The organism is Lautropia dentalis (genome assembly GCF_003892345.1).
Classification (GTDB): Bacteria; Pseudomonadota; Gammaproteobacteria; order Burkholderiales; family Burkholderiaceae_E; genus Lautropia; species Lautropia dentalis.
Genome location: NZ_RRUE01000001.1, coordinates 874,124 through 898,927, shown reverse-complemented (window position 1 = coordinate 898,927; position 24,804 = coordinate 874,124). Strand labels below are relative to the sequence as shown.

The following is a 24,804-nucleotide window of genomic DNA, read 5'->3' as shown; positions in this document are numbered from 1 at the left end:
GCAAGGCGTGCACGGCGGAAAACCGAACACCCGGAATGAACACTGCGGTATGCTTCTGCACCACCTGAACGACCCGGACACGGGCGGCAGACCGGACACCCGCATCCTGTGTCCGCGTCACCGCGCTGCCCCTGTCCGGAACCGCCCGGCTGCCTGAAACGACAGGCGGCCGGCATCGCACCGGCGCGGACGGGTCATCACGCCCGCCCCGGCGGACGCTTTCAACCCCGGGAAGGATCGGCAGTCCACCTTCCGCAGCGTCATGCCACATGACAAAGGACGCACGGCCATGAGCCAGAACCAGACAATCAACGAGACACCCATCCCCTTTGCCTTTGCACTCATTCCCATGCTGGTCATGATCATCGTCATGGGGATCTGCGTCATCGTGCTCAAGGCAAGCCCCCACGTGCCGCTGCTCATCGGCACCGCCACGGCCGCCTTCATCGCCACGCGTTTCGGCTACACCTGGAACTACATCGAGGAAGCCTGCTACGCCGGCATCAAGATGGCCCTGCCCGCCATCCTGATCATCATCATGATCGGCCTCACCATCGGCAGCTGGATCGGCGGCGGCATCGTGGCCACCATGGTGTACTACGGCCTGGAGCTGCTCTCGCCCTCGCTCTTCCTGTTCACCATCTGCGCCATCTGCTGCGTGGTCACGCTGGCCATCGGCAGCTCCTGGGCCACCATGGGCACCATCGGCGTGGCTGCCATGGGCATCGGCCACAGCATCAACATCCCCGCCCCGATGGTGGCCGGCGCCGTCATCTCCGGCGCCTACTTCGGCGACAAGATGTCGCCGCTCTCCGACACCACCAACCTGGCCGCCGGCATCACCGGCACCGACCTGTTCGACCACATCAAGCATATGCTCTACACCACCATCCCGGGCCTCGTCATTGCCCTGGTGGCCTACTACGTGATGGGCATGCAGTTCTCCGGCGCCCATCTCGACGCCGGCAAGATCAACGAGGTGCTGGGCGTGCTGCAGAAGAGCTTCGTCATCTCGCCGTGGCTGCTGCTGGTCCCCGTAGCCGTGATCGTGCTGATCGCCCGCAAGGTGCCCGCCCTGCCCGCGCTGGCCGCCGGCATCCTGATGGGCTGGGCCTGCCACGTGTGGGTGCAGCACGGCCAGATCGACACCGCCGTCAAGACGCTGCAGGAAGGCTTCAAGCTCAACAGCGGCAACGCCATGGTGGATGAACTCTTCAACCGCGGCGGCATCGACGCCATGATGGGTACCGTCTCGCTCACCATCGTCGCCATGACCTTCGGTGGCGTCATGGAAAAGACCGGCATGCTGCGCGCCCTGGTGGAAAAGATCCTGCACATGGCCCGCAACGCCGCCGGCCTGATCACCGCCACCATCGCCTCGGCCATTCTCACCAACGCCACCACCTCCGAGCAGTACATCTCCATCCTGCTGCCCGGCCGCATGTACGTCGAGGCCTTCCGCAAGATGCGGCTCAAGTCCCGCAACCTCTCCCGCGCCCTCGAGGACGGCGGCACCATCACCTCGGTGCTGGTACCCTGGAACACCTGCGGCGTGTTCGCCTCGTCCATGCTGGGCGTCACCGCCTTCGAATACGGCCCCTACGCCATCCTCAACTACTCCATCCCCATCATTGCCATCATCATGGCTTTCCTGGGCATTGGCGTGCAGCGCATGAGCCCCGAAGAAGAAGCGGAAGTGGAACGCGAGGAGCGCAGCAGCCGCGAGGCTGGCAGCAGCAGCGGGCATCAGCCCGTAGCGGGCTGACCTTCAGGGGGGTCAGGCAGGAACAGCCATCCCCCTGGACAGAACCCACGGGAAAGCCCGCAGGGAAAGCACCCACCCGATTTTCCGGGGCATGCTTCCAGCCATGGAAGCATGCCCCTTTTCCTTTGGTGCACCCCCGTCATTTGCGAAACACACGACCTTCGGGGGACGCACAACAGATACCCCCGGTGCCGGCAAACCGTTAGACTTGGGCGATGTTCAGCCGTCACCATTCGCCATGTCCCGCAGCATCCACCCCGAACGCCACTACAGCAGCCGCAACAACTGGCTTCGCGCCGGCGTGCTCGGTGCCAACGATGGCCTCATCTCCACGTCTGCCCTGCTGATGGGACTGACCGGCGCCAGCACGGGCCGTGGCGCCCTGGTCATCGCGGGTCTCTCGGCGCTGGTGGCCGGTGCCCTCTCCATGGCGGCGGGCGAATTCGTCTCCGTCTCCAGCCAGGCCGACACCGAGCGTGCCGACCTCGACAAGGAGCGCCGGGAGCTGGACCGCAACCCCGAGGCCGAACTGGGCGAGCTGGCCAGCATCTACGAAAGCCGTGGCCTCACCCCCGCACTGGCCCGGCAGGTGGCCGAGGCGCTCACCCGGCACAACGACCTCGAAGCCCACGCCCGCGACGAGATCGGCCTGAGCGAGACCATCGACACCAACCCGCTGCAGGCCGCCTGGACCTCGGCACTGGCTTTCATCTGCGGCGCCATCGTGCCGGTGCTGGTGGTCTTCGCCACGCCCGACCATGCCCTGCTGCCGGCCCTGTGCACCAGCACGCTGGCCGGACTGGCCGGGCTGGGCTGGCTGTCGGCCCGCCTCGGCGGCGCACCGGCCGGCCGCGCCGTACTCCGGCTGCTGCTCTGGGGCGTCGTGGCGCTGGGGATCAGCTATCTGGCAGGCGAAGGGGCTGCAGGTCTGAACTGAGTGCCTGCCATATGGCCGGGCAAGCCACTGCAGGCACACCTGTAGGTGAGCCACCTGACGGCGAATACCGCAGCCTGTTTCGCTGAATACCTGGCAGCAGACACCGGGACAAGTATTTTGCCCACCGTCAGGAATGCAAGCGGGCTAGCCGCCAGAGCGGTGCCCCCGGAACAACCCGAAATCAGTCTTCATCGTCTTCGGTGTACAGCCCGTCATCCTCCTCGCCGTACACCTCATCGGCATCCACCGGCGCATAATGCCCCGCTTCGGCCAGCTGCTGCACCAGCACACGGCCCGCCGGGGACAGCGACGCCAGCACGTGCGCATCGATATGCCCGGCCGCACAGATGCGCGCCGCATCCTCCACCGAATCCACCGGCCAGTCGTGCGCGTTGGCAAACAGCTGGGCACCGCCATCCGCACACCGCCGCCAGGCCATCCGCGAATACGGGTGCCGCTGCCACACCACACCGTCGGCCACCGTCTCGGCCACCGATTCGGTGCTGCCCTGCTCCGGCGACGGTGACTGGCCGGCCGCCACCCGGTAGCCGGAGATGAACCGGCCAAACCACGCCGCAAAGCGCTCCGGATCGTCCATCTTCAGCCGCTGCATCGTGGCCCAGACGCGATCCAGCGCAAACCGGTCGATCTCGTACGGATCGGCCGCCACCTGCACATCCGGATCGTCGTAACGCACCGATTCGTCGGCATCGAAAGTCAGCACGTCGATGTAGTCTTCCAGCAGCTCCGATGCCGACGGTGCCCGGAAACCCACCGAAATCGTCAGACAGGCATTCACCGCCACCCCATGATGCGGCACGCCCGGCGGCAGATACAGCATGTCGCCCGGATTCAGCACCCAGTCGCAGTCCGGATCGAAGTGCTGCAGCAGCCGCAGCGGCACATCGTCACGGTAGCGCGTATCCGGATTGGGTTTGCTGTCGATCATCCAGCGGCGCTGGCCCACGCCCTGCACCAGAAAGACATCGTAGTTGTCGATGTGCGCCCCCACATTGCCGCCCCGGGCCGCGAAACTCACCATCACATCGTCCATCCGCCAGGCCGGCAGGAAACGGAAGTGATCCAGCAGCCCGCGCACATCGGCATCCCACTTGTCCACGTCCTGCACCAGCAGCGTCCAGTCGTGGTCGGGCATGCCCGGAAACTCCGCCTCATCGAATGGCCCCGTGCGCAGCGTCCACCTGTCCGTGGCCGGATCGTGACTGGCCAGCCGCCCCAGCGCCCCCTCCTCACACGACAGCCCGGCCAGATCCTCCGGCTGAATGGGCGATTCGAAGTCCGGAAAGGCATTGCGGATCAGCACCGGACGCTTCTGCCAGTAATCACGCAGAAACTGTTCGGGCGGCATGCCGAGCGGCCACGGCCCCCCGGCAGCATTGATTTCGAGCGGCGGCAGCGACGGGGAAGCAGTCTGCGTCATCGGTGTGAACCCTGAATGAAGGGGTGCCCCACCATGGTCCACCCCAGAATGTGGAAGAACAGCCCGGCCGGCCTCCCCCGCAGGTAGGGACCATTCTGCAAAAGCCTGCGAGCGCTTTGAACCCAGGATTGCAGAGTGTCCCAGGGGGACATCCGGCCGGAATGCCCGGAAACGGTTTGAAAACGTTTCATTCTAGAACGTGTCGCGGACTTGTTCATCCACTTCAGGGCACAGCCAGCACACGCATGCACACCCGAAGGGGGCTCACCACGCAAGACGCCGCACTACGACGAAATTCTTTACACATCACGCGGCACATAGATTTGCGGTTGTAAAAACACATTGCCCCGTCGAAATATGGCGTCACACAAATCATTGTCCCCATCGGGAAAACAACGACCTTCATGCAACGGTTTGCGTACTCACCGGCTGCTTTGTGTACAAGACCATTCATGTACGGGCCATGCCGTGGACGTTCGTATTCACCAGACAACGAAATGGACAGCCAATGGCAACCACTTACAATCCGTACCGCTGATACGCTCCGGTCTGCGCACTACGCAGGGCCGGTTCAGTCACCCGGCTGAGTCCCCCCGGCCCGACAACAACAACGAGCTGGAGACCATCGGTCTTATCTACTCTCACTCGACCGGTGAGCAGGGCGCGGTGTTCAGAGCCACCGCTGCCCTGCGGCCCCCCCCCACCGCACCCGGACGCCCCGCCGTCCGGGCTGCGTGGCGGGACCGGGCTCCACGATGGGGCCGAACGGCATGGAGGCGGCCTCACTGCACGATGAAGCAGGCTGCATGGATGGCGCCAGATTTCATGATGGGGTCGGACCGCAAGGATGGTGCCAGGCTCCACGACAAGGCCAGACCGCATGGACGGCGCCAGACTTCACGACGAAGCCGAACGGCATGGACAGGGCCGGCTGCACGCCAGGCCGGGGCGCGCGGCTATCATAACGGTCTGCCGATGCAACCCGGACCGCCTGCACCACGCACCATGACAGCCCCCTTTCCCGCCAGCCGTACCCTGATCGCCTATTTTTCGTTCACCGGCAGCACCCAGAGCGTGGCCAGACTGCTGCAGAAACAGACTGGCGCCACCCTGATGGCCGTCGAGCGTCCCGCCGACTACGCCCTGGGCCTCGACGAGGACGACAGCCCCGAACCGCTGGAGCCAGACCAGATCGACCTGGCCGCCCATGACCTCATCTTCCTGGGCTTTCCCATCTGGACCAACCAGATTCCCGCCACCATGGAAGCCTGGATCCGCGACAACGCGGCCGCCCTCGCCGGCAAGACACTGGCCCCGTTCTGCACCCACAGCGGCGTCGGCCCCGGCGAAGCATTCGACACCCTGAAGACCCTGTGCCCCGGCGCCACCCTCCTGCCACCGCTGGCCCTGCTGGGCGGCGTCGAGGAAGACGGCGTGCTCTACCCGCTCGAAGACGAGCAGCTCGAAGCGGCCGGGCGCGAACTGCAGGCCTGGGCCACGCCCTTCGTGAAAGGCTGAGCGCGCATCATGACCAAGGAAGTCATCATCCTGATCGGCATCAACCCGGCTACCGAAACCGTGGCCCGGCACCTGGGCACCGACCGCCAGCTGGTGCTGGCAGACCTGCTGTTCGACAGCCCGGCACCCGCAGCCGTCGCCACGGATCCTGCCACGGGAAGCGCTGAAGGCACCACGTCTGCCGCCAGCACCCCGGCCGCACCGGCCACGGCCCCGGCAGAGACCGCCCCGCGCCCGGCCGAAGCCCTCGCCAAGGTGCTCCGCCGCGCCGGCCTGAAGTCGCGCAGCACGAAAGTGGACCTGAACAATGCCGAATCGGTTCAGGGCCTGGTCGCCTTTGCCGAACGCCTGGGAGAGCCCCGCGGTGCCTTCCTGATGGATGCCGCACCGGGAGCAGCCGCCCCCGTGGCCGCCATCGATCTCACGGCCACCGTCACGCTCCTGCAGGCGCTGCCGCCGCTGCCACGGGTTCCGGCCATGCCGCTGGCCACCAGTGCAGCTGCCGGCCCAGCTGCCGCTCCGGCCTCCAGCACGGCAGGCACAGCCCCGGGAACGGCATCCGCCCCCGGAAACGCGCCCGCGGGCGCCAGCCCGGGCACAGGAACCGGTTCCGCACCTTCGGTGGCCGGCACCCGCGCAGGTACCCCGGCCGTCACATCAGGCGCTAGCGTCCCCTCCTCCCTGGCAGGCAGTCTTGCCCCCACTGCCAGCCCAGCAACGGCCACAGCAACCGCTGCAGCCGGCACAGCCGGTGCTGCTGGTGCCGCCGCCGTAGCCCCCACCACCACATCCGCGTCCGCAGCCACCACCCCGGCCCCCCTGCCCACGGGGCTCACCGCCGGCCAGCAGGCGCTCATCGTCTGCTTCTCGCCCACCGGCAACACCGAGACCGTGGCGTGGATGATCCAGAAATACACCAACGCCGACGTGGCCGACCTCAAGCCGCTGATGCTCTATCCGCGCGACTACAAGAACGCGATGGAACAGGTGCAGCTGGAGAACCAGCTGGGCTACCTGCCCAAGCTCGGCCGCTTCGACACCGACATCAGCCCCTACCCGCTGATCTTCATCGGCTTCCCCGTCTGGGACGCGCAGCTTCCCCCACCGGTCAAGACCTGGCTCAAGAACAGCAATCTGGCCGGCAAGACGCTCGTGCCCTTCACCACCCACGCGGGCGGTGGCGCCGGCGAAAGCTTTGTCCAGATCGGCCAGCTCTGCCCGGACAGCACCGTACTGCCCGGCCTCACCCTCATCGGCAACCCCGACAACAACAGCAGCACCAACGCCATCCGCGGCCGCGCCGCGGCCGAGGCCGAGAAGCAGGTGCAACAATGGCTGGGGACAGCTCCCCAGTCCTGAACTGAGCGGCACGTGCCCGCCCCCCATCAACACCCCATTCCGGCGCGTTGGCTGTAGCCATTCCCACTACACCCCCTGCGCATAATGGGGGCGCCTGCGTTGCCCGCCGCCATCACTTCCGCAGACTTTGTAAAGTTTTCCGTCAAACTATCGTTTCCGGCTACAACCTTTACTAACAACAGTGACCTGTTGTAAAGCCTACCGTCACAATGAAGCCGTCTGTGGTCACCTGCGGGCGTCTCCATTCCCTCCCACCCGCAGGGTCGCGCCCTCAGACACACATCAACGATCAGAGGATGCACCATGAAACGCAGCCAACCCCGTCTGCTCGCCGCCAGCATCGCGGCCCTGCTGGTTTCCATTCCCGCCTGGCAGTCCCTGCAGGCGCAGGAAGTACCGTCCACAGCCGAAACCGGGGCTTCCACCGCCCCCCAGAGCGATACAGCCACCGCGGCCCCGGACAACACGGCTGCCGGTACCCCGGTTGCGGAAACCACGGCCTCAACCGCCGCCACCGGCTCAGCGGCCAGTGCCAGCACCCAGGGCACCAGTCTGCGCCGCATCTGGGCATGGATGCAGCCCATTTCCAGCCAGGGCGTACGGGCCGATGTACTGGCGCGCGCACTCACCGCCAGCACCACCAATGACCAGGGCCGTCAGGTGGCCGTTCCGTGGTCGCAGGCCATGCCCGGCGGCACGCCGCTGACCGGCACCGGCCACGAAAACAGGCGGCTGCAGCAGAACCAGCTGGAGGGCAACACGCTGCAGTACATCAGTCACACAGACCAGGACACCCGTGACATCAGCCAGGGACTGGAGCAAAGCCGTACCGAAGTGTCGTGGCGCCTGCCTTCAGGCGAACTGGACAACCTGAAATGGTCCCGCCCCGGTACGCCATTACTGTCAGTCGGGCAAAGCGCCTTCAACATCCTTGAAGTGCGCACCTCCGGCAGCACCTGGTTCCGACGCCGCCATTCCGCCAGCGTCCAGGCCAGCAGCGAACTCGTTCTGAAACAGGGAGAACGCATTCCCTTCGAACAGGTCATACAGGACTGGAACTCGGGGTCAGGCCCCCAGCGCATCCAGCTGATGCTGCTCAAGGGAGAACGGCACGACCAGTTCCGGGTCTGCTTCAATATCAACACCATTCTCGTCCACCGGCTCACCTGCAACGTCTGGCAGGTTCCCGGCAGTTACTGGCGCAATCCGCAGCCGCTGCGCTACGTCGGCCCCTATCTCGACATCGCCAGCGACAACGGGGAGAACCTCTATCTGCGTTATCCGCAGTAAACCACGACAGGCGAAAAACCGGCGGGAGCATGCCCATGAACATCTCCCGTCTGCCTGCCCCCGTAGCGTATGTCAGGAACCCATTCATCCCCGCGCTGCCCCCGAAGTGACTCCCTGTTTGGGCGCAGTGAGACTGCATTGGCAGAGCCCTGAAACCATTGGGAATGTAGGAATCCTGCCCCCTTGCGCTGCCCCACGACAGTGGAGCAGCGCAGCCGGTTCCAGGGGCGTCACCTCTGCTGTGGGGGCATGCGCAAACTCACTTCAGCGGCCGGTGCTGTGCATCCTTGCCTCGCTGCACCCCCGGCCGTTCGGCCAGCTGCTTCGTCCAGCGCAGCACGTTCTTGTATGAGGCCACATCCAGAAACTCCGCCGCCCCATACAGCTCACCCAGCACCAGCCGCCCATACCACGGCCAGATGGCCATGTCGGCCACCGAATAACCGCTTTCGCAGATGAACTCGCGGCTGGCCAGATGCCTGTCCAGCAGGTCCAGCTGGCGCTTGGTCTCCATGGCAAAACGGTTGATCGGATACTCGAACTTCTCGGGCGCATAGGCATAGAAATGCCCGAAGCCGCCGCCCAGATACGGCCCGCTGCCCACCTGCCAGAACAGCCACGACAGGCACTCCGCCCGGGCAGCCCCCGAAACCGGCAGGAACCGGCCGAACTTCTCGGCCAGATACACCAGAATCGCCCCCGACTCGAACACGTTCACCGGACTGTCACCGCTGCGGTCCACCAGTGCCGGAATCTTCGAATTGGGATTCACTGCCACGAAGCCCGACCCGAACTGGTCGCCCTTGCCGATGTCGATGGCCCACAGATCGTAGGCTGCCTCCTTCACCCCCGCTTCGAGCAGCTCCTCGAACATGATCGTGACCTTCTGGCCATTGGGTGTGCCGCGCGAATACAGCTGAAAGGGCCGGTCACCCACCGGCAGCGTCTGCTCGTACTGCGCGCCCGCCGTCGGCCGGTTGACCGACGCGTACTTGCCTCCATTGGACTTGTCCCAGACCCACACGGCAGGTGGGGTGTAAGTAGATGCACTCATCACGGTTCTCCCTGAAAACTGAAAACGGCACGCCGGCACCTGGACAGCGGCATGCCCACAAAATGGCGAACACCCGGCCTCCGTGCAGGAGACCACGGGCAGCTTCCCCTTGCGGGAAGCCGGCAGCGGCAAACGCCGGCCATTCACATCTGCCCGTCATTGTAGAGTTCCCGGCACCATGCCGGTATCGCGCCCGGCCCCCCACTTCCTGCCCACTTCCTGCCCACCTCCCGGACCATGCTCCCGGCCAGACCCACGGCCGTCGCACACCCCGATCACCGCCCCGATCACTTCACTACCTTGATCAACCACCCTGGGGCCTCTCTCCCCAGCCACTCGTTCTAGAATGGGTCCTCTTCCCCCTCACAACAGGAGAAACCCCATGCGAATGCTGCACACCATGCTGCGCGTCGGCGACCTCGACCGCTCCATCCGGTTCTACACCGAAGTCCTCGGCATGAGCCTGCTGCGCAAGTCCGAAAACCCCGAATACAAATATACGCTCGCCTTCCTCGGCTACGGTGGCGGCAATCCGGACCAGGCCGAGCTAGAACTCACCTACAACTGGGGCACCACCGAATACGAGAAGGGCACCGCCTATGGCCACATCGCCATCGGCGTCCCCGATGCCTACGCCGCCTGTGAACGCATCCGGGCCGCCGGCGGCAACGTCACCCGTGAACCGGGGCCCGTCAAGGGCGGCACCACCGTCATCGCCTTCGTCACCGACCCCGACGGCTACAAGGTCGAACTCATCCAGCGTGCCGATGACACGGGCGCGGGGACCGGATTGCGGTAATCCCCCGGGCAATTTCCCCTTCGGAAGGAAGACGACTCCGCTGAAACACGCACCGCGGACCGGTACACCCCTGCGGCTCATACGCTCAGCCCATTTTTGACGTCCACGACCTTCGTCGTGGCCGGCAAAAACGGGCGCCTATGAACTTTTTTGCCCTGCGGGCAAAAAAGGTTCTACGGCTACCGCGAAATCGCCGCAGTGGCGTCCCGCTCCGCGGCGCTCATCATCTGGACGACGCCTCCTCCAGCAGGAAGAACGGGCAACGGGCAGCAGGCTCCCCGTCAGAACACAGGCCTCCCAACCTGCCACAAGCGCCGGGGAGCGGGATGCGAGTGCTGCGACTTCGCGGTACGCGTGAACGACTTTCTGACAGGCGGGGCGTAAGCCCCGGTTGTCGGAAAGTGTTTTAGCGCTGAAGGTTTGTTGACCACGACGCAGGTCGTGGGCAACAAACCTTCAGTGAGCGTTGAGCAGCAATCGCATACCGCTCCCCGGCGCGTGCCACAACGAAGCCGTCTTCCGCGTGCAGACCCCCTCCCAGCAGTCCTCCCTCCAAAGCCAGCCTTCCTCACACCAGGCAAACCACGAACGGAGACTTGCCCGACAGAGGGCTACCTGTTTCACGCCCCCAAGCAGTCGCAGAGTCACTCCGCCTTCGTCAGCGTCACCCCCGTCCAGCCGAACAGCAGCGTCAGCACCAGACTCATGTAACAGAACACCGCAAACGGCAGATAGTGCCAGACCGGCACCCCCAGCACATTGAAGATGAACACCCCGCACACGCTCCACGGCACCAGCGGGTTGATCACCGTCCCCGCATCCTCCAGCGAACGCGACAGATTGCGCGGATGCAGCCCCAACTGCTCATAGACCGGCTTGAAGGTCTCGCCCGTCAGCAGAATGCTCAGGTACTGCTCGCCGATCAGCGTGTTCACCCCCACCGCCGTGGCCGCCACACTGAAGGTGGCACGCCCCGCCGTCGTCAGGAAACTGCGCACCCCGTCCAGCAGCGCCGGAATCACCCCCAGCGCAAACAGCAGCCCACCAAAGCTCAACCCCAGAATCACGATGGTCTGCGTGAAGAACATGCTCTGGATGCCCCCCCGCGACAGCAGCTTTGCAATATCCCCCCAGCTTTCCGGGAAGGACGGCCCCGCAAAGAACCACGTCCCCAGCTCCGTCAGGCTCGGCGCCTGGTGCAGGTAGGTGATGGCCGTGGCCAGGAAGATCGTGGCCATCAGCGACACGATGGCATTGACCTTGCGCAGTGCCAGCGCCAGCAGCAGCACGAAGGGCAGCACCGAATACCCGTGGATCAGACCCGACTTCTCCAGCTGGTCCTGGATCACCGTCACGCTGTTCAGGTCATGCGCCGCCACATCCGGCAGCACCCACAGATAGACCGCCGCACTGAGCAGCCAGGCCGGTACCGTCGTGTACATCATGTTGCGGATGTGCTCGAACAGGTCGATCCCCACGATGGAGGCCGCAATGCCGGTCGTATCGGAAATGGGCGACATCTTGTCCCCGAAGAAGGCCCCCGACACCACCGCACCGGCCGTCATCGCCATGTCCGCATGGAAGGCGTGCGCCATGCCCATGAAGGCCACGCCCACCGTGGCACAGGTGGTCAGGCTGCTGCCCAGCGAAATGCCGATCAGCGAACTCAGCGCAAAGGCCGAGAAATAGAAATACCCCGGCGAGATCATGCCGAAGCCGTAGTACATCAGCGTCGGGATGGCCCCGCTGATCATCAGCGCCACCACCAGCAGCCCGATGAAGAAGAACAGGTACAGCGCCCCCATGCCCTGCCCCACGGCCGACACCATTCGTGACTGCATGTCGTTGTACGAAACGCCCCGGCTGAGCCCATACACCAGCAGGCAGATCATGGCCACCAGAATGGCCATGTGCGGCACCCATTCCAGCGCGATGATGACGTAGCCCATCAGCGCCACGATGATGATGGCCACGAGCCCCGCCTCCCAGCGGGGCATATCCAGCAGGGGTTTGACGCTGAACATGGTGATATTGAATCCTGTCGTTGGAAGTGAAACAAGCGAAAGCAGCCGGCCTGCAACCGGCCGGACAGGTCCGGCCCCCGTCCGGGCATTGCACATGCCGTCGTACATGCCGAAATATTGGGCAGACATTCATGGCCCACAGCCAGAAATCCATAGCTCACAGCCATGACAAACATAGCGGCAAACTATGGAACCGCACCGGAAACAGCCCGGCACCGGGACTTCCGGTATGCCTCCGGCACCCGGCCCGTGCCATGCAGAAGCTGCACAACGCAGCACGCATGCCACCACGGCGCCCCCGCCTGCGGGGTCTGGGCAGGGCCGCAACCGTCCGGCATGCCGGACGCAAACAGGCTGAACGCCACCGCGGCGGACCACCATGACGCCCCCCCCAAAAGCCCTTACCGGGGCATGCGGGCCACCCTGAAACCGGTACCGCCGATGGTCCCGGAAAAGTGCCGCACACGGATGCCTTGCCATGGTGCCCATGGCGCCGAATCCCGCGCCACAAGCCGCACTCCGTACACCGGAAGGTTTTGCGGGCGCCGTGATTATCTCATGCCGACACCCCCCTGCCACCCGAAAGAAATCGTCCACAGACCCCGGCATTCCCCTGCCTGCCCACCCCTGCCTCCGAAGCACCGTCACCACATCCCGCCGGCATGCGGAAAGCCCTCTGGAACAGGCACCGGCACCATCCTCACCCGCAGCATGCACCAGCCCCGGCGGCCACCCTGCCTGTCCCGGCCGGCCACCACCATCACGCTCACCGGCACCGACGCTCCCCGGTTTCAGCGCTGTTACCTGCCCGCCCTCCGGTAAAACCCCGATGCCCTGTCCTGGCACATGGTTACTTTTGTATTAATATGAATGAACGCATTCGTGCTGGCCCGCACGAATGGCCTGAAACAGGTGCGCCTCAGCGCGAGACGGCGAGGCACCCGGCCATTCCATCCAGGTCCGCACCGGCACAGCCGGTTATGTTCAATCCCAGGGAGGCAGCACGTATGCAATACAAGTCCGTTGACGACTTCATGAACATGGTCAAGCGGCGCGATCCGCACCAGACCGAATTTCTGCAGGCCGTACAGGAGGTGATGGACAGCCTTTGGCCCTTCCTGCAGACCAACCCCCGCTATTCCAGCCAGGGCCTGCTCGAGCGCCTGGTCGAACCCGAGCGCGCCATCCAGTTCCGCGTGGCCTGGGTGGACGACAAGGGTCAGGTCCAGGTCAACCGCGCCTGGCGCGTGCAGCACAGCTCCGCCATCGGCCCCTACAAGGGCGGCCTGCGCTTCCACCCGTCCGTCAATCTGGGCATCCTGAAATTCCTTGCCTTCGAGCAGACCTTCAAGAACGCCCTCACCACGCTGCCCATGGGCGGCGGCAAGGGCGGCTCCGACTTCGACCCCAAGGGCAAGAGCGATGGTGAGGTGATGCGCTTCTGCCAGGCCCTGATGATGGAACTCTACCGTCACATCGGCCCCGACACCGACGTGCCCGCCGGCGACATCGGCGTGGGCGGCCGCGAGGTGGGCTTCCTGAACGGCATGTACAAGAAGCTGGCCAACGAGACCGGCAGCGTGCTCACCGGCAAGGGCATGTCGTTTGGCGGCAGCCTGATCCGTCCGGAGGCCACTGGCTACGGCGTGGTGTACTTCGCCCTGGAAATGCTCAAGGCCGTCAATCAGGACTTCAAAAACCAGCGCGTGGCCATTTCCGGCTCGGGCAACGTGGCCCAGTATGCAGCGCTCAAATCGCTGGAACTGGGTGCCCGCGTGCTGACCATGTCCGACTCCGAAGGCACGCTGATCCATGAAGCCGGCATCAACCGCGAACTGCTCGATGCCATCTTCCACCTGAAGAATGAAAAACGCGGCCGCCTCTCCGAACTGGCCGCCGAGCGTGGCCTGCGCTTCGAAAAAGGCCGCACCCCGTGGCATGTGCCCGTGGACATCGCCCTGCCCTGCGCCACCCAGAACGAACTGAACGCCGAAGACGCCAAAACCCTCGTCGCCAACGGCGTGCAGGCCGTGGCCGAAGGTGCCAACATGCCGACCACACTGGACGCCGTGGACATCTTCCTGAAGGCCCGCACCCTCTACGCACCGGGCAAGGCCAGCAACGCCGGCGGCGTAGCCGTCTCCGGCCTGGAAATGAGCCAGAACGCCATGCGCCTGTCGTGGACGGCCGAAGAGGTCGACCAGCGTCTGCACGGCATCATGAACAGCATCCACGAAAACTGCGTGCGCTACGGCAAGCGCAGCGACGGCAGCATCAATTACGTGGCCGGTGCCAACATCGCCGGCTTCGTGAAGGTGGCCGACGCCATGCTGCAACAGGGCGTCTACTGATCCCCTGGCGGGGAATGGGCAGGCTTTCCCGGCCTGCTTCATTCCCTGCAGCTACCCCAGGCAAAGGAAACGCCCGGACATCCCTGTGATAGCCCGGGCGTTTCCTTTTGCACGGTTGGCGGTTCATGGACGACGGCTATGGACTGGGGCGCGGATCCATGAAAGACAACTCCGGGCAGGGGCACGGATTCACGGAAGACGGCCCCGGGTGGGGCGGCACGGGGAGCGGACCCCTCCTGCGGCTCATACGCTCACGCCAACTTTGTTGCCCACGACCTGCGTCGTGGTCAACAAACTTGTCGGGCTGACACTTTCCGACAACCGGGGCTGCGCCCCGCCCGTCAGAAAGTGTTTACCGCCTACCGCGAAATCGCCGCAGGAGGGGTCCGCTCCCCGCACCGCTTCCCAGACTCGCCTGTCGCGACTTCGACGAGAAGAAGCCAGTTCATGCGCGGTTCGCCAACAGTGCGTAACTCATTCGTCCCCCCAGAGAGGTACTGTGTCCATCCCTGCGTCACCGGGTTGCTGCCCCGCCCTGCATCGAGCGCCGCGGAGCGGGACGTCACTGCGGCGATTTCGCGGTACGCGTGAACGACTTTCTGACAGGCGGGGCGCAGCCCCGGTTGTCGGAAAGTGTTTTAGCGCTGAAGGTTTGTTGACCACGACGCAGGTCGTGGGCAACAAAGCTTCAGTGAGCGTATGAGCCGCAGGGACGTACCGGTCCGCGGCGCGTGCCACAACGAAGTCACTTGCAGCAACGAAGAACGCGCCATCAGAACTCGAAGCTCGCCGTCACCGACACCTGCCGTGCATCCCCCAGCGCCAGACCATACTCGTTCACGCTCGACGTATAGTAGGTCCGGTCCGTCAGGTTCTTCACATTGAACTGGAAGCGCACCTTCCGGTCCATGATCGCCGTATCGTACGTGGCAAACAGGTCTGCCACCGTGAACGACGGCAGCCAGAACGAATTGGCCGAATCTCCCGGACGCCGGCCACTGTAGCGGGCACGCGCCCCCACCCGCAGCTGGTCACTGCCCAGCAGCTCACCCACGTTGTACACAGCACCCGCCGACGCCGTCACCCGCGCCACGTTCCACAGCCGGTTGCCCGCATACTCCGGATCACGCGTGGTCTTCGCATCCAGCACCGCCAGACTGCCGATGGTGCTCCAGCGCGAGTCGATCTCGCCCGCCACATCCAGCTCCATCCCGCGCGAACGGGCCGCCCCCGACGTCCGCCACTCGGTCAGCCCCGTGACACTGTTGAACTGCGACACCAGCACATTTTTCTTGCGGATGTCGAACAACGCCAGCGACCCCGTCAGCCCGCCCGGCATCTCGTACTTGGCACCGATCTCCCACGACTTGCCCGTTTCGGGCTTCACGCTGGAATCGATCAGACCACTGGAGTGTGGCGCAATGGTCGAAATGGGCTTGAGCGACGACGTGTAACTGGCATAGAGCGACGAATGCGGCGTGAGCTTGTACACCAGCCCCAGACGCGGCAGCCACTTGCTGTCATCGGTATCGGTATTGCGCTGGAACGGACGACCCCGGCCAGCAATCTGCGTCCAGTGCAGATAGCGGATGCCCGCCGTCAGGATCCACTGGTCGTTCAGGTGCACGGCATCCTGGAAGAACAGCGACTGGTTGTGCAGCTGATCGCGCTGGTCGCTGTCGCTGGCCACCACATTGGTGCCGGGCGCCACCAGACCATAGACCGGATTCAGATAATTGAAATTGCCGTTGGCCGTGCCGCGGATCATGTCCGCGCGGTAGATCTTGCGGTATTCCGCATCCATGCCCACCTGCACGTCGTGCTGCATGCCCAGCAGCTGGGTGCTGCCGTCGACGTAGGCGGTACCGTAGCTGTCGGTGCTCAGCGCGCCCTTCGTGCCATCGGCGCGGCGGCGCAGCGTGTGGGCCGTGGTGTTGATGCCCATCACGCGCAGCTGGTCGGCATCGTAGGTTTCGCGGTTGTAGCTCAGGCTCACGTGGCCCGACCAGCCCGGCACGATGTGATGGTCCAGCGAGAACTGCGCCAGATGGCTCTTGCCCTTCATCTGGTTCATCGGCTCGTCCAGACGACGGTTGGCAGGCACGTCCAGCGGCGCCTTCGTGTCCGGATTCAGCACGGTACCGCGGTCGAACGGCGCATCGTAGTCGCGAAACTCATACCAGAACACAGCCTGCGTGTCCTTGCCATACCAGGCCACCGACGGCGCGACCAGCAGATCCTTGCGCTTGCCGAAGTTGCGCCAGTAGTCCTCGTTGACGTAATCGGCCACCAGGCGCCAGGCAAGGCCCGTATCGGCAATCGGGCCGGTGGTGTCGAAGGTCACGCCACCACCCGTGCGGCCATGGGCATAGGTGGAGGCCGTCAGCCCCAGTGACGAGCGTGCCTTGAGCTGCGGCTTCTTGCTGACCACGTTGACCACGCCGCCCGGATCCATGATGCCGTAGAACATCGACGACGGCCCCTTCAGCACCACCACGCTCTCGGCAGCCGCGTTCATGCCCCGCCCCTGCACCAGCGGCATGCCGTTGTGCATGATGGAACCATCGCGGTTGCCGCCGAAGCCCCGCTTCATGATGGTGTCCTGCGTGCCGGCCAACGTGTTGCCCTGGGTGATGCCGCTCACGTTGAACAGCGCATCGTCCATGTAGCGGGGGCGCTGGTCACGCAGCACCTGGGCCGACACCGCATTGGTCACCTGCGGGGTTTCGAGCACCGGGGTCAGCGACCGCAGGGTGGAGGCATCCTGCACCGGCTGGTAGCTGCTCTCGTACTCGACCGGCACCGGCTCGGCACGGCCGACCACCACCACGGAGCCCAGTGCGGTGGCATCGTCATCGGCCAGGGAGGCATCGGCGGCCGATACGGACACACGGTCTCCGGTACCCTGCCCTGCAGCGCCGGCCGTTTCCCGTGCGGCAGCCCCGGTACCTGTCGCAGGCCGAAGGCCGCTTCCCGCATTGGCCGGCATGGTCGCCCCCTTGCCACGGGCAGCCGCGGCACCGGCCGCCGTTGCCCCCACGGCCTCTTCCTCACGGGCAGCCGGTCGGTCTCCGGGGCGCACGGCCTCCTCGGGGCTGTCTGCCTGCGGCGTCATGACGCGGACGCGGTCGCTGATGTCGTACACCGGTTCCCGGCTGACGGCGGCATCGTCAGCTTTGGTGTCACGCAATATCTGTTCGGGGGATTCCCAGGCAGAGGACTGGGCCAGCGCCGCCAGCGGCAGCGCAGCCATCAGGGCGCACAGGCTGCGAGGAGCAAAACGGGAAGGAAGGTGAGGAACCATGATGAGGGCCAACATGAGCTGATAAGTGCTGTCATTATAGGCCCCGTTACATCACGGCAACATCATTCACCCTGCTGCCACAGGTGTCCATGGGGACGAAACGCGTCCTGGGGGCACCCTTTCCTGCACACGCCAGCGACCCCCATGCCATGCCTGTGTCACACCGCCATCAGTAGACACGTTCTTGCCGTCATCAGGAAGACACGTTACTGCCGGCATCGGAAGACACGTGCCTGCGCCGGCATCAGCCTGCAGATTCACCATCGGCACCGGGAGACCCGTTCCGGGCGGCTTGGGCCTTCGGACTCCCGTTGGCATCGGGAAGCCCGTCCCGGCCAGCGTTGGCCTTCGAATTCCTGCCGGCATCAGGAGGCCCGTTTCCGTCGGCACCGGCCTGCAGATTTCTGTCGGCATCCGCCTTCAGGTCGAAGCAGAAGCCACTGTAATGCTCGACGCTGTATTCCGGCTTGCCGATGATGGGCATGCGCTTGCCCAGATTTCGCCACTGGTCGCGCAGCACATAGCCCTGTGCCTGCACGGCCTCGATGAACGGCTCGCGGGCCTCGACCCGGTAGCCACAGTAGGCCGTGCCGATGCTGTTGAGCGTGAAAAAGGCGTGCCGGTCGTGAATGGGCGTGGTGTTGATGATGATGCGCCGCGGTTTCGTTTCGAAACCGGCCAGGATGTCGGGCAGCGACCGGTCCAGATACTGCAGCGCCCCGGAGGCATACAGCACTTCGCAGCCATCGGCGTCGGCCAGCTGGTCGGAGAACTGCAGCTGCCCGTCAACGCCGCGCACCGTGGCAAAGCGCCGCCCCTCCGCCGCCACGGCAGGCATGTCGATCACCAGCCAGCGCAGGTTCTCGGGGTAGTCGATGAACGGCTGGAACGCAAAGTACTTGATGCCCACCGCACCGCCGATGTCGGCCACGCGGGTCAGGCCGCGATAGACGGCATCGGCCATCCAGAACAGCGCCGGATGGTCGTAGTCGTCGAGCTGCAGGCGCTCAAGGTAGAGCTGGGCCGACGCCGTGTTGTCGTAGCTGGTGGGGGCCGTGTCCGGTGCACTGGCCACGGCTTTCTCGAAACTGTCGAACACGCCCCTGAACAGGTGGGCTGCCCGGGCATGCACGAACTGGTGCTTCAGGTAGGCCGTTCTGGCATGTCCCATCGGGCCATGCTGACTGATCCAGCGCTGGCTCTTCACCAGCCGCTTGACGATGCTCATGTCGAATATCCACAAGGAAGGAGGAGTGCTGTTGCCCGTCGTGCAGCCGCCACACCGTCGATGCCACGCAACAGCGCAGCACGATGCCCCGCCGACCTGCGCCGACGCCGGTCGGCGGGGATCAACCATTCGTGGTGCGGTTTCGGAGAACCGGATCACCCCCACGGAACAGGCCAGCCGAACGGAGGCTGGCGGCTGCTTCAGCGGCTGCCTTCAACAGGCATACAACGCGCGCCCCCATTAATCTGCACGCTTTGAACGACCCGGCACGGAGCACTTCCACCGCTGCGGAACACCGGCGCCTGCAGCCCCCGGAGGCTGGCAGGGACGCCGCCGTTCCGGCGTCTGGATGCTTCGGCGAACAGCGGCCTGCCGGACGGGCCTGCGCCATTCAGGATTTCTGGAGCAAACCATGCACACCAATGACAAAGCCACCGACATGCACTGGAACCGCCATGTTGGTCTGACCTATACCGACCCGGAAACGGCGGAGGATGGTATTGAGTTCGGGGCCGTGGCCGCCGACGGACGCAAATACCGTTTCCATCTGGAACTGAATGCCCTGAAGGCGCTCAATGCCGAGGCATTCTATGATGATGACGTGATCGACAGATTTCACGCCCATCAAAAAGATATCGAACGTGTTGCAGGCCGTTTGGTGATGCTGAACGTGCGCGCCAACCCAATCGTGCTGAAAGCCGCCTATTTTGCAGAGTCTCCGTGGCGCCGGCTGGGCGGCCGAATCTGAATGCGCACCGGCGGGCGTAAATCCGTCGAAAATTCAGACGGCCATTCACCCCAACAATAGTGGGCAGGCGGCCGCGTGGCCAAGGGGCCGTTCGGCCGCCGTGTCAGTGGAACTGCGTGCTGACCGATTCTGCCTCTTCGGGCATTTGCACGTGCACCAGCTCACCGCTGCGGTTGGGATAGAACGGTGAGGCGCAGTCTTCGCAGAACTCGGGCTCCATCAGCGAATTCCAGACGCGGATGTCGTTGACGCCCACCTCCTGCAGGGTGCGGCGGATCTGCTGCACCGGTGAAGGATCGTCTGCATCCGACTCGGGGCCCAGCAGCGGCCAGACGACGCCCTGCACCACGTCATCGCTGTCGCCCAGCGAAAAGCCGATGCGGTATTCGTCCACCTGCGTGTTGCCGCACGAGGCCACCGAGGCGCGAATGCGCGTGGGCTCGATGTCGAGGCTGTGCACGAGATAATTGACAGCCGCCTTCACGCCCCAGACGCGCACCAGCCGGTCGGACTCGCGCAGGTTGGCGTGATAGGCGTCGGGCAGCAGGGATTCGAAGCCGCAGCCCGGCAGCAGTGGTTCGATCAGCGGGCGGATACGGGTATTCCAGGCATCCAGGCAGTCCTGCCGGGAACGCTGTTCCTCACCCGGGAGCTGCCAGCGAAAGATCGGCTGGTCGCCGCTGGCCACCACGCTGCCCAGCAGGAAGCGGGCGTCGGCCAGCATCTCGGGAGCTTCGGGCATGGACCTGAAGTCGGCACGCAGCGTGCTGCCATTGGCCGTGGCCGTGGCCATGCGCCGGGTGAGCTTGCGCATGTCGGAAAAGTCGTGCGGCAGCTGGTCGAGGCTGTAGAGCCAGGACTGCATCTGGAACTTCACACCGGGAGCCAGCACCTCTTCCTGCCAGATGCGCGACAGCTCGGCCGCCACCGGCGCCGGCAGCACACGGGCGGGAATGCTGAAGCGTGTCCAGGCCACGATGGGGGCGCTGACCATCAGCCCGTACAGCGGCTCGGCCGGTTCGCTGCCGGCCGCCTGGCCACGCAGTGCCGAGGCGGGAATGCGCACTTCTTCGGCGGCGTGCTCCAGCGCCTCGAGCAGCGCGCCGTAGGCCGTACCGTCCATCTGGTTGATGCGGTCGAGCGCGGCCAGAACGGCGCCTGCATGCCCGCCATCCAGCAGGCGCCCGAGCGCCTGCGCAAGCCTGGCCTCCCAGAACCGGGCTTCGGTGCGCGAGCCGCTCTGTGCTAGGCCGACGGCCCCCACGACGAGGCTCTCCACATCCGGCAGGGCCTGGGAAATGCGCGCACGAACGCGGGACGAGAGAGAAGATGCTTTGCTGGACATGCCGGCAGTGTAACGGAAAGTGGAGAGAAAAGTGTATCCGGAATCCAGCCCGCGCGGCGGTACCGGAACGGCCGCAGATCACGCCCGGACGGGCCGGGCGCAGGCAGGACGTACAAAAGGAGGCAAACCGCAGTGAAGCCTGATGTGCAGCCAAAAGTACAGCCGGAGTACAGCCTGATGTGCAGCCGGACGACATGGCCTGGCGGGCATCAGGAACTCATTCGGCCCCGCGCTCGCCCCGCCAGCGCATGGTGGACTTGAACTGCTTTTCCAGGGCCAGCAGCCCCTGCTCGTGCAGCTGGCGCTCGGCATCGGCCGCCAGCCGGACCTTCAGCCCCTTCGGTGGCCAGCGCCCCCCGGCATCGGCCACGGTACCGGTTTCCTCTTCCTCGCTGCCACCGCCGATGTCGAAGGTCCCCTGCCCCCGCGTCAGGCCCAGATACACCTCGGCCAGCAGCTCCGAGTCGAGCAGCGCGCCGTGCAGGGTCCGATGCTTGTTGGGAATCATCAGGCGCTCGCACAGCGCATCGAGGTTGTTGCGCTTGCCGGGGTAGCGCTCGCGCGCCATCAGCAGCGAATCGGTGATGCCCGAGACGTGCGAGGCAAAGGTGCCCAGGTCCAGCCGGGCCAGTTCGGCATCCAGAAAGCCCGTGTCGAACGGGGCGTTGTGGATGATGATCTCGGCGCCGCGGCAGAAATCCAGAAACTGGCCGGCGATCTGCGCAAAGGTGGGCTTGTCACGCAGGTCGTCCCAGGTCATGCCGTGCACGGCGGCCGCCCCCTCGTCCACCTCCCGCTCGGGGTTGATGTAGAGGTGCAGGTTGTTGCGGGTGATGCGCCGGTTGACCATCTCCACGCAGCCTATCTCGATGATGCGATGCCCCTTGCCGGCATCCAGGCCGGTCGTTTCGGTATCGAGCACCACCTGGCGCTCGGGCGCTTCTTCAGTCATCCGTTCGTCTCTCCGTCGGTTCAGACACCGCCGCGCGCCTTCTGCAGGGCCGCCACGGCCAGGCGGTCGGCGCGTTCGTTGTTGACATTGCCCTGGTGACCCCGCACCCAGCGCACCGTCACCTGCCGGGCATCGACCACGGCAAACAGGCGCTTCCAGAGTTCGAGGTTGGCCACCGGTTCGTTCTTCGAGTTGCGGAATCCGCGCCGTTCCCAGCCGGCCCGCCATTCGCTGATGCCCTTGAGCACGTACTGGCTGTCGGACACCAGCTCCACGGCCACGCCCTCGGGGGTACGCAGCAGGCCCTCGATGGCGGCCGTGATCTCGGCAATCTGGTTGGTGCCGGGGCCGATGAAACCATGATCGGCTGCCTGCTCGCTGCCATCCGGCGCAAACACCACCACCCCCCAGGCGGCAGGGCCCGGATTGGTCGGCGCACACGCGCCATCGGTGTAGGCAACCCATTTCGTCGTCATATGTCTTTCAATCCCTGGAGGGTGTCATGAACTCGTGTGTTCCCGCGCTGGCCCCGGCCGCGTGCCGGCAAGGCGCTACGCAGGCAAGGCCGGCATTCTAGAGCGTGTTCCGGATAGAGCGTGTTCCGGACGGGTGCTCCCGGCACGACACTTCACGGCTGGTGGCCGCGGGCATCGTGGCCGTGCGCGGCGACAGGCTCCGCCAGACGGGGCCCACCAGACGCATGCCCCGCACCCGCTTGACCGCCGTCATCAGGAAGAAGGCGCCGCAGACCGGCCACCAGCGGTCGCCGGCCCGTTCCATCAGTCGCTGGCTGTGGGCCAGCCATTCCTGGCGCGCGATCGGCAGGGCGTAGCCACCGTAGACCGTGGGGGCCGGCTCGAAATCGAGCAGCCGGATCCAGTCACGTATCCGCAGCGGACCGATGAAGGGCACGTCGTGCGGCATGAAGCCTCCGCCCAGCCAGCCGGGCAGGGCATGCCGCAGCGCCCAGAGCGACCAGGGATTGATGCCGGTCACCACCAGATGCCCCTCCGGCCGCAGCACGCGATCTACCTCGCGCAGCAGCTGGTGCGGACAGCCGCCGGACTCCAGCTGGTGCGGCAGCACCACCAGGTCCACCGACTGCGAGGCAAAGGGCAGCTCGCCGTGATGGGCCACCCGCAGGTCGGGCTGCCAGGCCGCATCCGGCCCCACCGGTTCAGTGCCCTGCTGCACGCGAATCCGGTGCGGCATGCGGCTGGCCGCCAGCGCGTCCAGGGCCGGCATGCCCAGCTGTACGGCATAGTAGCCAAAGATGTCGTCGACGGTCCGTGCCAGCTGCGCAGCCTCCCACTGCAGCATGTAGCGTCCGGGCGGCGATGCCAGCCAGCGCGCCCAGGCCGCGTCACTGCCTTTACCATCGGGGGATTGCAGGGCAGCGTCTGCTGCCCGGTCCGGTCGTACCATGCGTTGCCGTCGTCGTGTGAAAGGGAGCCGGGAAACGTGTGCAGGGGCGTCAGGAGAACCCGCAGGATCCCGTCCCATGCCCCCGACGGCCCGTATCGTATGGACAGGCCCCCGGAGCGTGTCACGGCCCCGTTCGTTCCCGCTCCGGTCAGCGTGTGTAATGGAGGAACCCTAGTATGACCGATGTGACCGACATCCCGCACCTTCCCCGGACGCCCCCACCAGCGCCAGAGCACGCCCAGGATGCAGACACCCTGTCCATCCGGCCCATTCCCGCCCTGCAGGACAACTACATCTGGTGCATCGGCCGGGGACGCGACTTCATCGTGGTCGATCCCGGCGAGGCGCAGCCCGTGCTGAACGCACTCATGCCGGCCACGGCAGCAGCGAACCGGCCGGATGAGGCCGCCGCGCCACGCACAGGCACCACTGCCCCCCGGGCAAAGGCCCTCCCGCCGCAGGCAGAGGCGGCCACGCCCCAGACAAACGCCGGTCCGGGGCCGGCCCGTCTGCTCGCCATTCTCGTCACCCACCATCACCACGACCATGTCGGCGGCATTGCCGGCCTGCTCGCGCAGTGGCCGGATGCCCGCGTCATCGGCCCCGCCCACTGCGTCCCGCTGGGCGTGAAGGAGGCCATGGGCAACGGTGACACCCTGCATTTCCCCGCACTGGACCTGGACCTGCAGGTGATGGCCACGCTGGGTCACACCCAGGATCACCTGAGCTATTTCTGCCCGCCCCTGCCCGGCCACCCGCATCCGGCGTTGTTCTGTGGCGACACATTGTTTTCGGCAGGTTGCGGCCGTGTATTCGACGGAACGGTGGAGCAGCTCTTCCAGTCGCTGCAGCAGCTCCGGACCCTGCCGCCCGACACTCGCATCTGTGCGGCCCACGAATACACGCTCACCAACCTGCATTTCGCCCTGGGTGCCGAGCCCGGCAACGACGCCATCCGCGAGCGCCTGGCCCACTGCCGCCAGTTGCGTAAAGACGGCCTGCCCACGCTGCCTTCCACGCTTTCCGGGGAGCTGCAGGTCAATCCCTTCCTGCGCGCTCACCTGCCCGCGCTGTCCCGTCACCTGCCCGCAGACCTGCAGCCGGAAACGGCCGATGCCTTCGGCGTCTTTGCCGCACTGCGCCGCTGGCGAAACGGTTTCAAACCGCCCGCCACGCCCTGATCCGGATGCCCCGGCGCTTGCCCGGCGCCGGCACCACCCGACCAGTGGACGGCAACATCCGAAGAAATGCCATCTTGGTTACC

At 65.4% G+C, this 24,804-nt stretch carries 18 protein-coding genes; 9 read left to right on the top strand and 9 right to left on the bottom strand.

What is annotated here, in order from left to right; genetic code table 11:
- The first annotated feature begins 289 nt into the window (after positions 1–289).
- A complete protein-coding gene (nhaC, locus tag EHV23_RS03505) occupies positions 290–1,765 on the top strand; it encodes a Na+/H+ antiporter NhaC (protein ID WP_125094734.1) in 1,476 nt (491 codons plus the stop codon).
- 238 nt (positions 1,766–2,003) lie between these two features.
- A complete protein-coding gene (locus tag EHV23_RS03500) occupies positions 2,004–2,702 on the top strand; it encodes a VIT1/CCC1 transporter family protein (protein ID WP_125094733.1) in 699 nt (232 codons plus the stop codon).
- 181 nt (positions 2,703–2,883) lie between these two features.
- On the opposite strand, the gene EHV23_RS03495 is transcribed toward EHV23_RS03500, so the two are convergent.
- The gene (locus EHV23_RS03495) at positions 2,884–4,143 is read right to left on the bottom strand and encodes a cupin domain-containing protein (RefSeq protein ID WP_125094732.1); all 1,260 of its coding nucleotides are present in this window, start codon (positions 4,141–4,143) and stop codon (positions 2,884–2,886) included.
- 1,005 nt (positions 4,144–5,148) lie between these two features.
- Between EHV23_RS03495 and EHV23_RS15160 the strand changes: the two genes are divergently transcribed.
- The 3 genes from EHV23_RS15160 (at position 5,149) to EHV23_RS03480 (ending at position 8,310) form a co-directional block, all read left to right on the top strand.
- Positions 5,149–5,661 carry a flavodoxin family protein gene (locus EHV23_RS15160; protein WP_158615819.1) on the top strand — a complete coding sequence of 171 codons (513 nt, stop codon included), beginning with the start codon at positions 5,149–5,151 and terminating at the stop codon, positions 5,659–5,661.
- A 9-nt stretch (positions 5,662–5,670) separates the two neighbouring features.
- Positions 5,671–7,020 carry a flavodoxin gene (locus EHV23_RS03485; RefSeq protein WP_125094730.1) on the top strand — a complete coding sequence of 450 codons (1,350 nt, stop codon included), beginning with the start codon at positions 5,671–5,673 and terminating at the stop codon, positions 7,018–7,020.
- A 303-nt stretch (positions 7,021–7,323) separates the two neighbouring features.
- Positions 7,324–8,310 carry a hypothetical protein gene (locus tag EHV23_RS03480; RefSeq protein WP_125094729.1) on the top strand — a complete coding sequence of 329 codons (987 nt, stop codon included), beginning with the start codon at positions 7,324–7,326 and terminating at the stop codon, positions 8,308–8,310.
- A 259-nt stretch (positions 8,311–8,569) separates the two neighbouring features.
- Here EHV23_RS03480 and yghU read toward each other — a convergent pair whose 3' ends face one another.
- Positions 8,570–9,364, bottom strand: coding sequence for a glutathione-dependent disulfide-bond oxidoreductase (gene yghU / locus EHV23_RS03475; RefSeq protein ID WP_125094728.1), 795 nt, complete (start codon positions 9,362–9,364; stop codon positions 8,570–8,572).
- Between the two features lie 382 nt (positions 9,365–9,746).
- Here yghU and gloA point away from each other — a divergent pair, with 382 nt between their 5' ends.
- The gene (gene gloA / locus EHV23_RS03470) at positions 9,747–10,163 is read left to right on the top strand and encodes a lactoylglutathione lyase (RefSeq protein WP_125094727.1); all 417 of its coding nucleotides are present in this window, start codon (positions 9,747–9,749) and stop codon (positions 10,161–10,163) included.
- Positions 10,164–10,807: 644 nt separating this feature from the next.
- On the opposite strand, the gene nhaC (EHV23_RS03465) is transcribed toward gloA, so the two are convergent.
- Positions 10,808–12,187: a Na+/H+ antiporter NhaC gene (gene nhaC / locus EHV23_RS03465; RefSeq protein WP_125094726.1), complete on the bottom strand. Its 1,380-nt coding sequence runs from the start codon at positions 12,185–12,187 to the stop codon at positions 10,808–10,810.
- A gap of 1,007 nt (positions 12,188–13,194) precedes the next feature.
- On the opposite strand from nhaC (EHV23_RS03465), the gene gdhA reads away from it, so the two are divergent.
- A complete protein-coding gene (gene gdhA / locus EHV23_RS03460; RefSeq protein WP_125094725.1) occupies positions 13,195–14,538 on the top strand; it encodes an NADP-specific glutamate dehydrogenase in 1,344 nt (447 codons plus the stop codon).
- A gap of 772 nt (positions 14,539–15,310) precedes the next feature.
- Here gdhA and EHV23_RS03455 read toward each other — a convergent pair.
- Positions 15,311–17,857, bottom strand: coding sequence for a TonB-dependent siderophore receptor (locus EHV23_RS03455; protein ID WP_238990255.1), 2,547 nt, complete (start codon positions 17,855–17,857; stop codon positions 15,311–15,313).
- Positions 17,858–18,086: 229 nt separating this feature from the next.
- A complete protein-coding gene (locus EHV23_RS03450) occupies positions 18,087–19,070 on the bottom strand; it encodes a TIGR04325 family methyltransferase (RefSeq protein WP_158615818.1) in 984 nt (327 codons plus the stop codon).
- Positions 19,071–19,482: 412 nt separating this feature from the next.
- Here EHV23_RS03450 and EHV23_RS03445 point away from each other — a divergent pair, with 412 nt between their 5' ends.
- Positions 19,483–19,818, top strand: coding sequence for a hypothetical protein (locus EHV23_RS03445; RefSeq protein ID WP_125094723.1), 336 nt, complete (start codon positions 19,483–19,485; stop codon positions 19,816–19,818).
- A gap of 103 nt (positions 19,819–19,921) precedes the next feature.
- Here EHV23_RS03445 and EHV23_RS03440 read toward each other — a convergent pair whose 3' ends face one another.
- The 4 genes from EHV23_RS03440 to EHV23_RS03425 all read right to left on the bottom strand — a co-directional run bounded on the left by EHV23_RS03440 (position 19,922) and on the right by EHV23_RS03425 (position 23,540).
- Positions 19,922–21,163, bottom strand: coding sequence for a DUF2863 family protein (locus EHV23_RS03440; protein WP_125094722.1), 1,242 nt, complete (start codon positions 21,161–21,163; stop codon positions 19,922–19,924).
- A gap of 217 nt (positions 21,164–21,380) precedes the next feature.
- Positions 21,381–22,115 carry a DNA polymerase III subunit epsilon gene (gene dnaQ, locus EHV23_RS03435; protein WP_125094721.1) on the bottom strand — a complete coding sequence of 245 codons (735 nt, stop codon included), beginning with the start codon at positions 22,113–22,115 and terminating at the stop codon, positions 21,381–21,383.
- 20 nt (positions 22,116–22,135) lie between these two features.
- Positions 22,136–22,591 carry a ribonuclease H family protein gene (locus EHV23_RS03430; RefSeq protein ID WP_238990254.1) on the bottom strand — a complete coding sequence of 152 codons (456 nt, stop codon included), beginning with the start codon at positions 22,589–22,591 and terminating at the stop codon, positions 22,136–22,138.
- A gap of 97 nt (positions 22,592–22,688) precedes the next feature.
- Positions 22,689–23,540, bottom strand: coding sequence for a class I SAM-dependent methyltransferase (locus EHV23_RS03425; protein WP_125094719.1), 852 nt, complete (start codon positions 23,538–23,540; stop codon positions 22,689–22,691).
- A gap of 176 nt (positions 23,541–23,716) precedes the next feature.
- Here EHV23_RS03425 and gloB point away from each other — a divergent pair, with 176 nt between their 5' ends.
- Positions 23,717–24,721: a hydroxyacylglutathione hydrolase gene (gloB, locus tag EHV23_RS03420; protein ID WP_125094718.1), complete on the top strand. Its 1,005-nt coding sequence runs from the start codon at positions 23,717–23,719 to the stop codon at positions 24,719–24,721.
- The last annotated feature ends 83 nt before the right edge of the window (positions 24,722–24,804 follow it).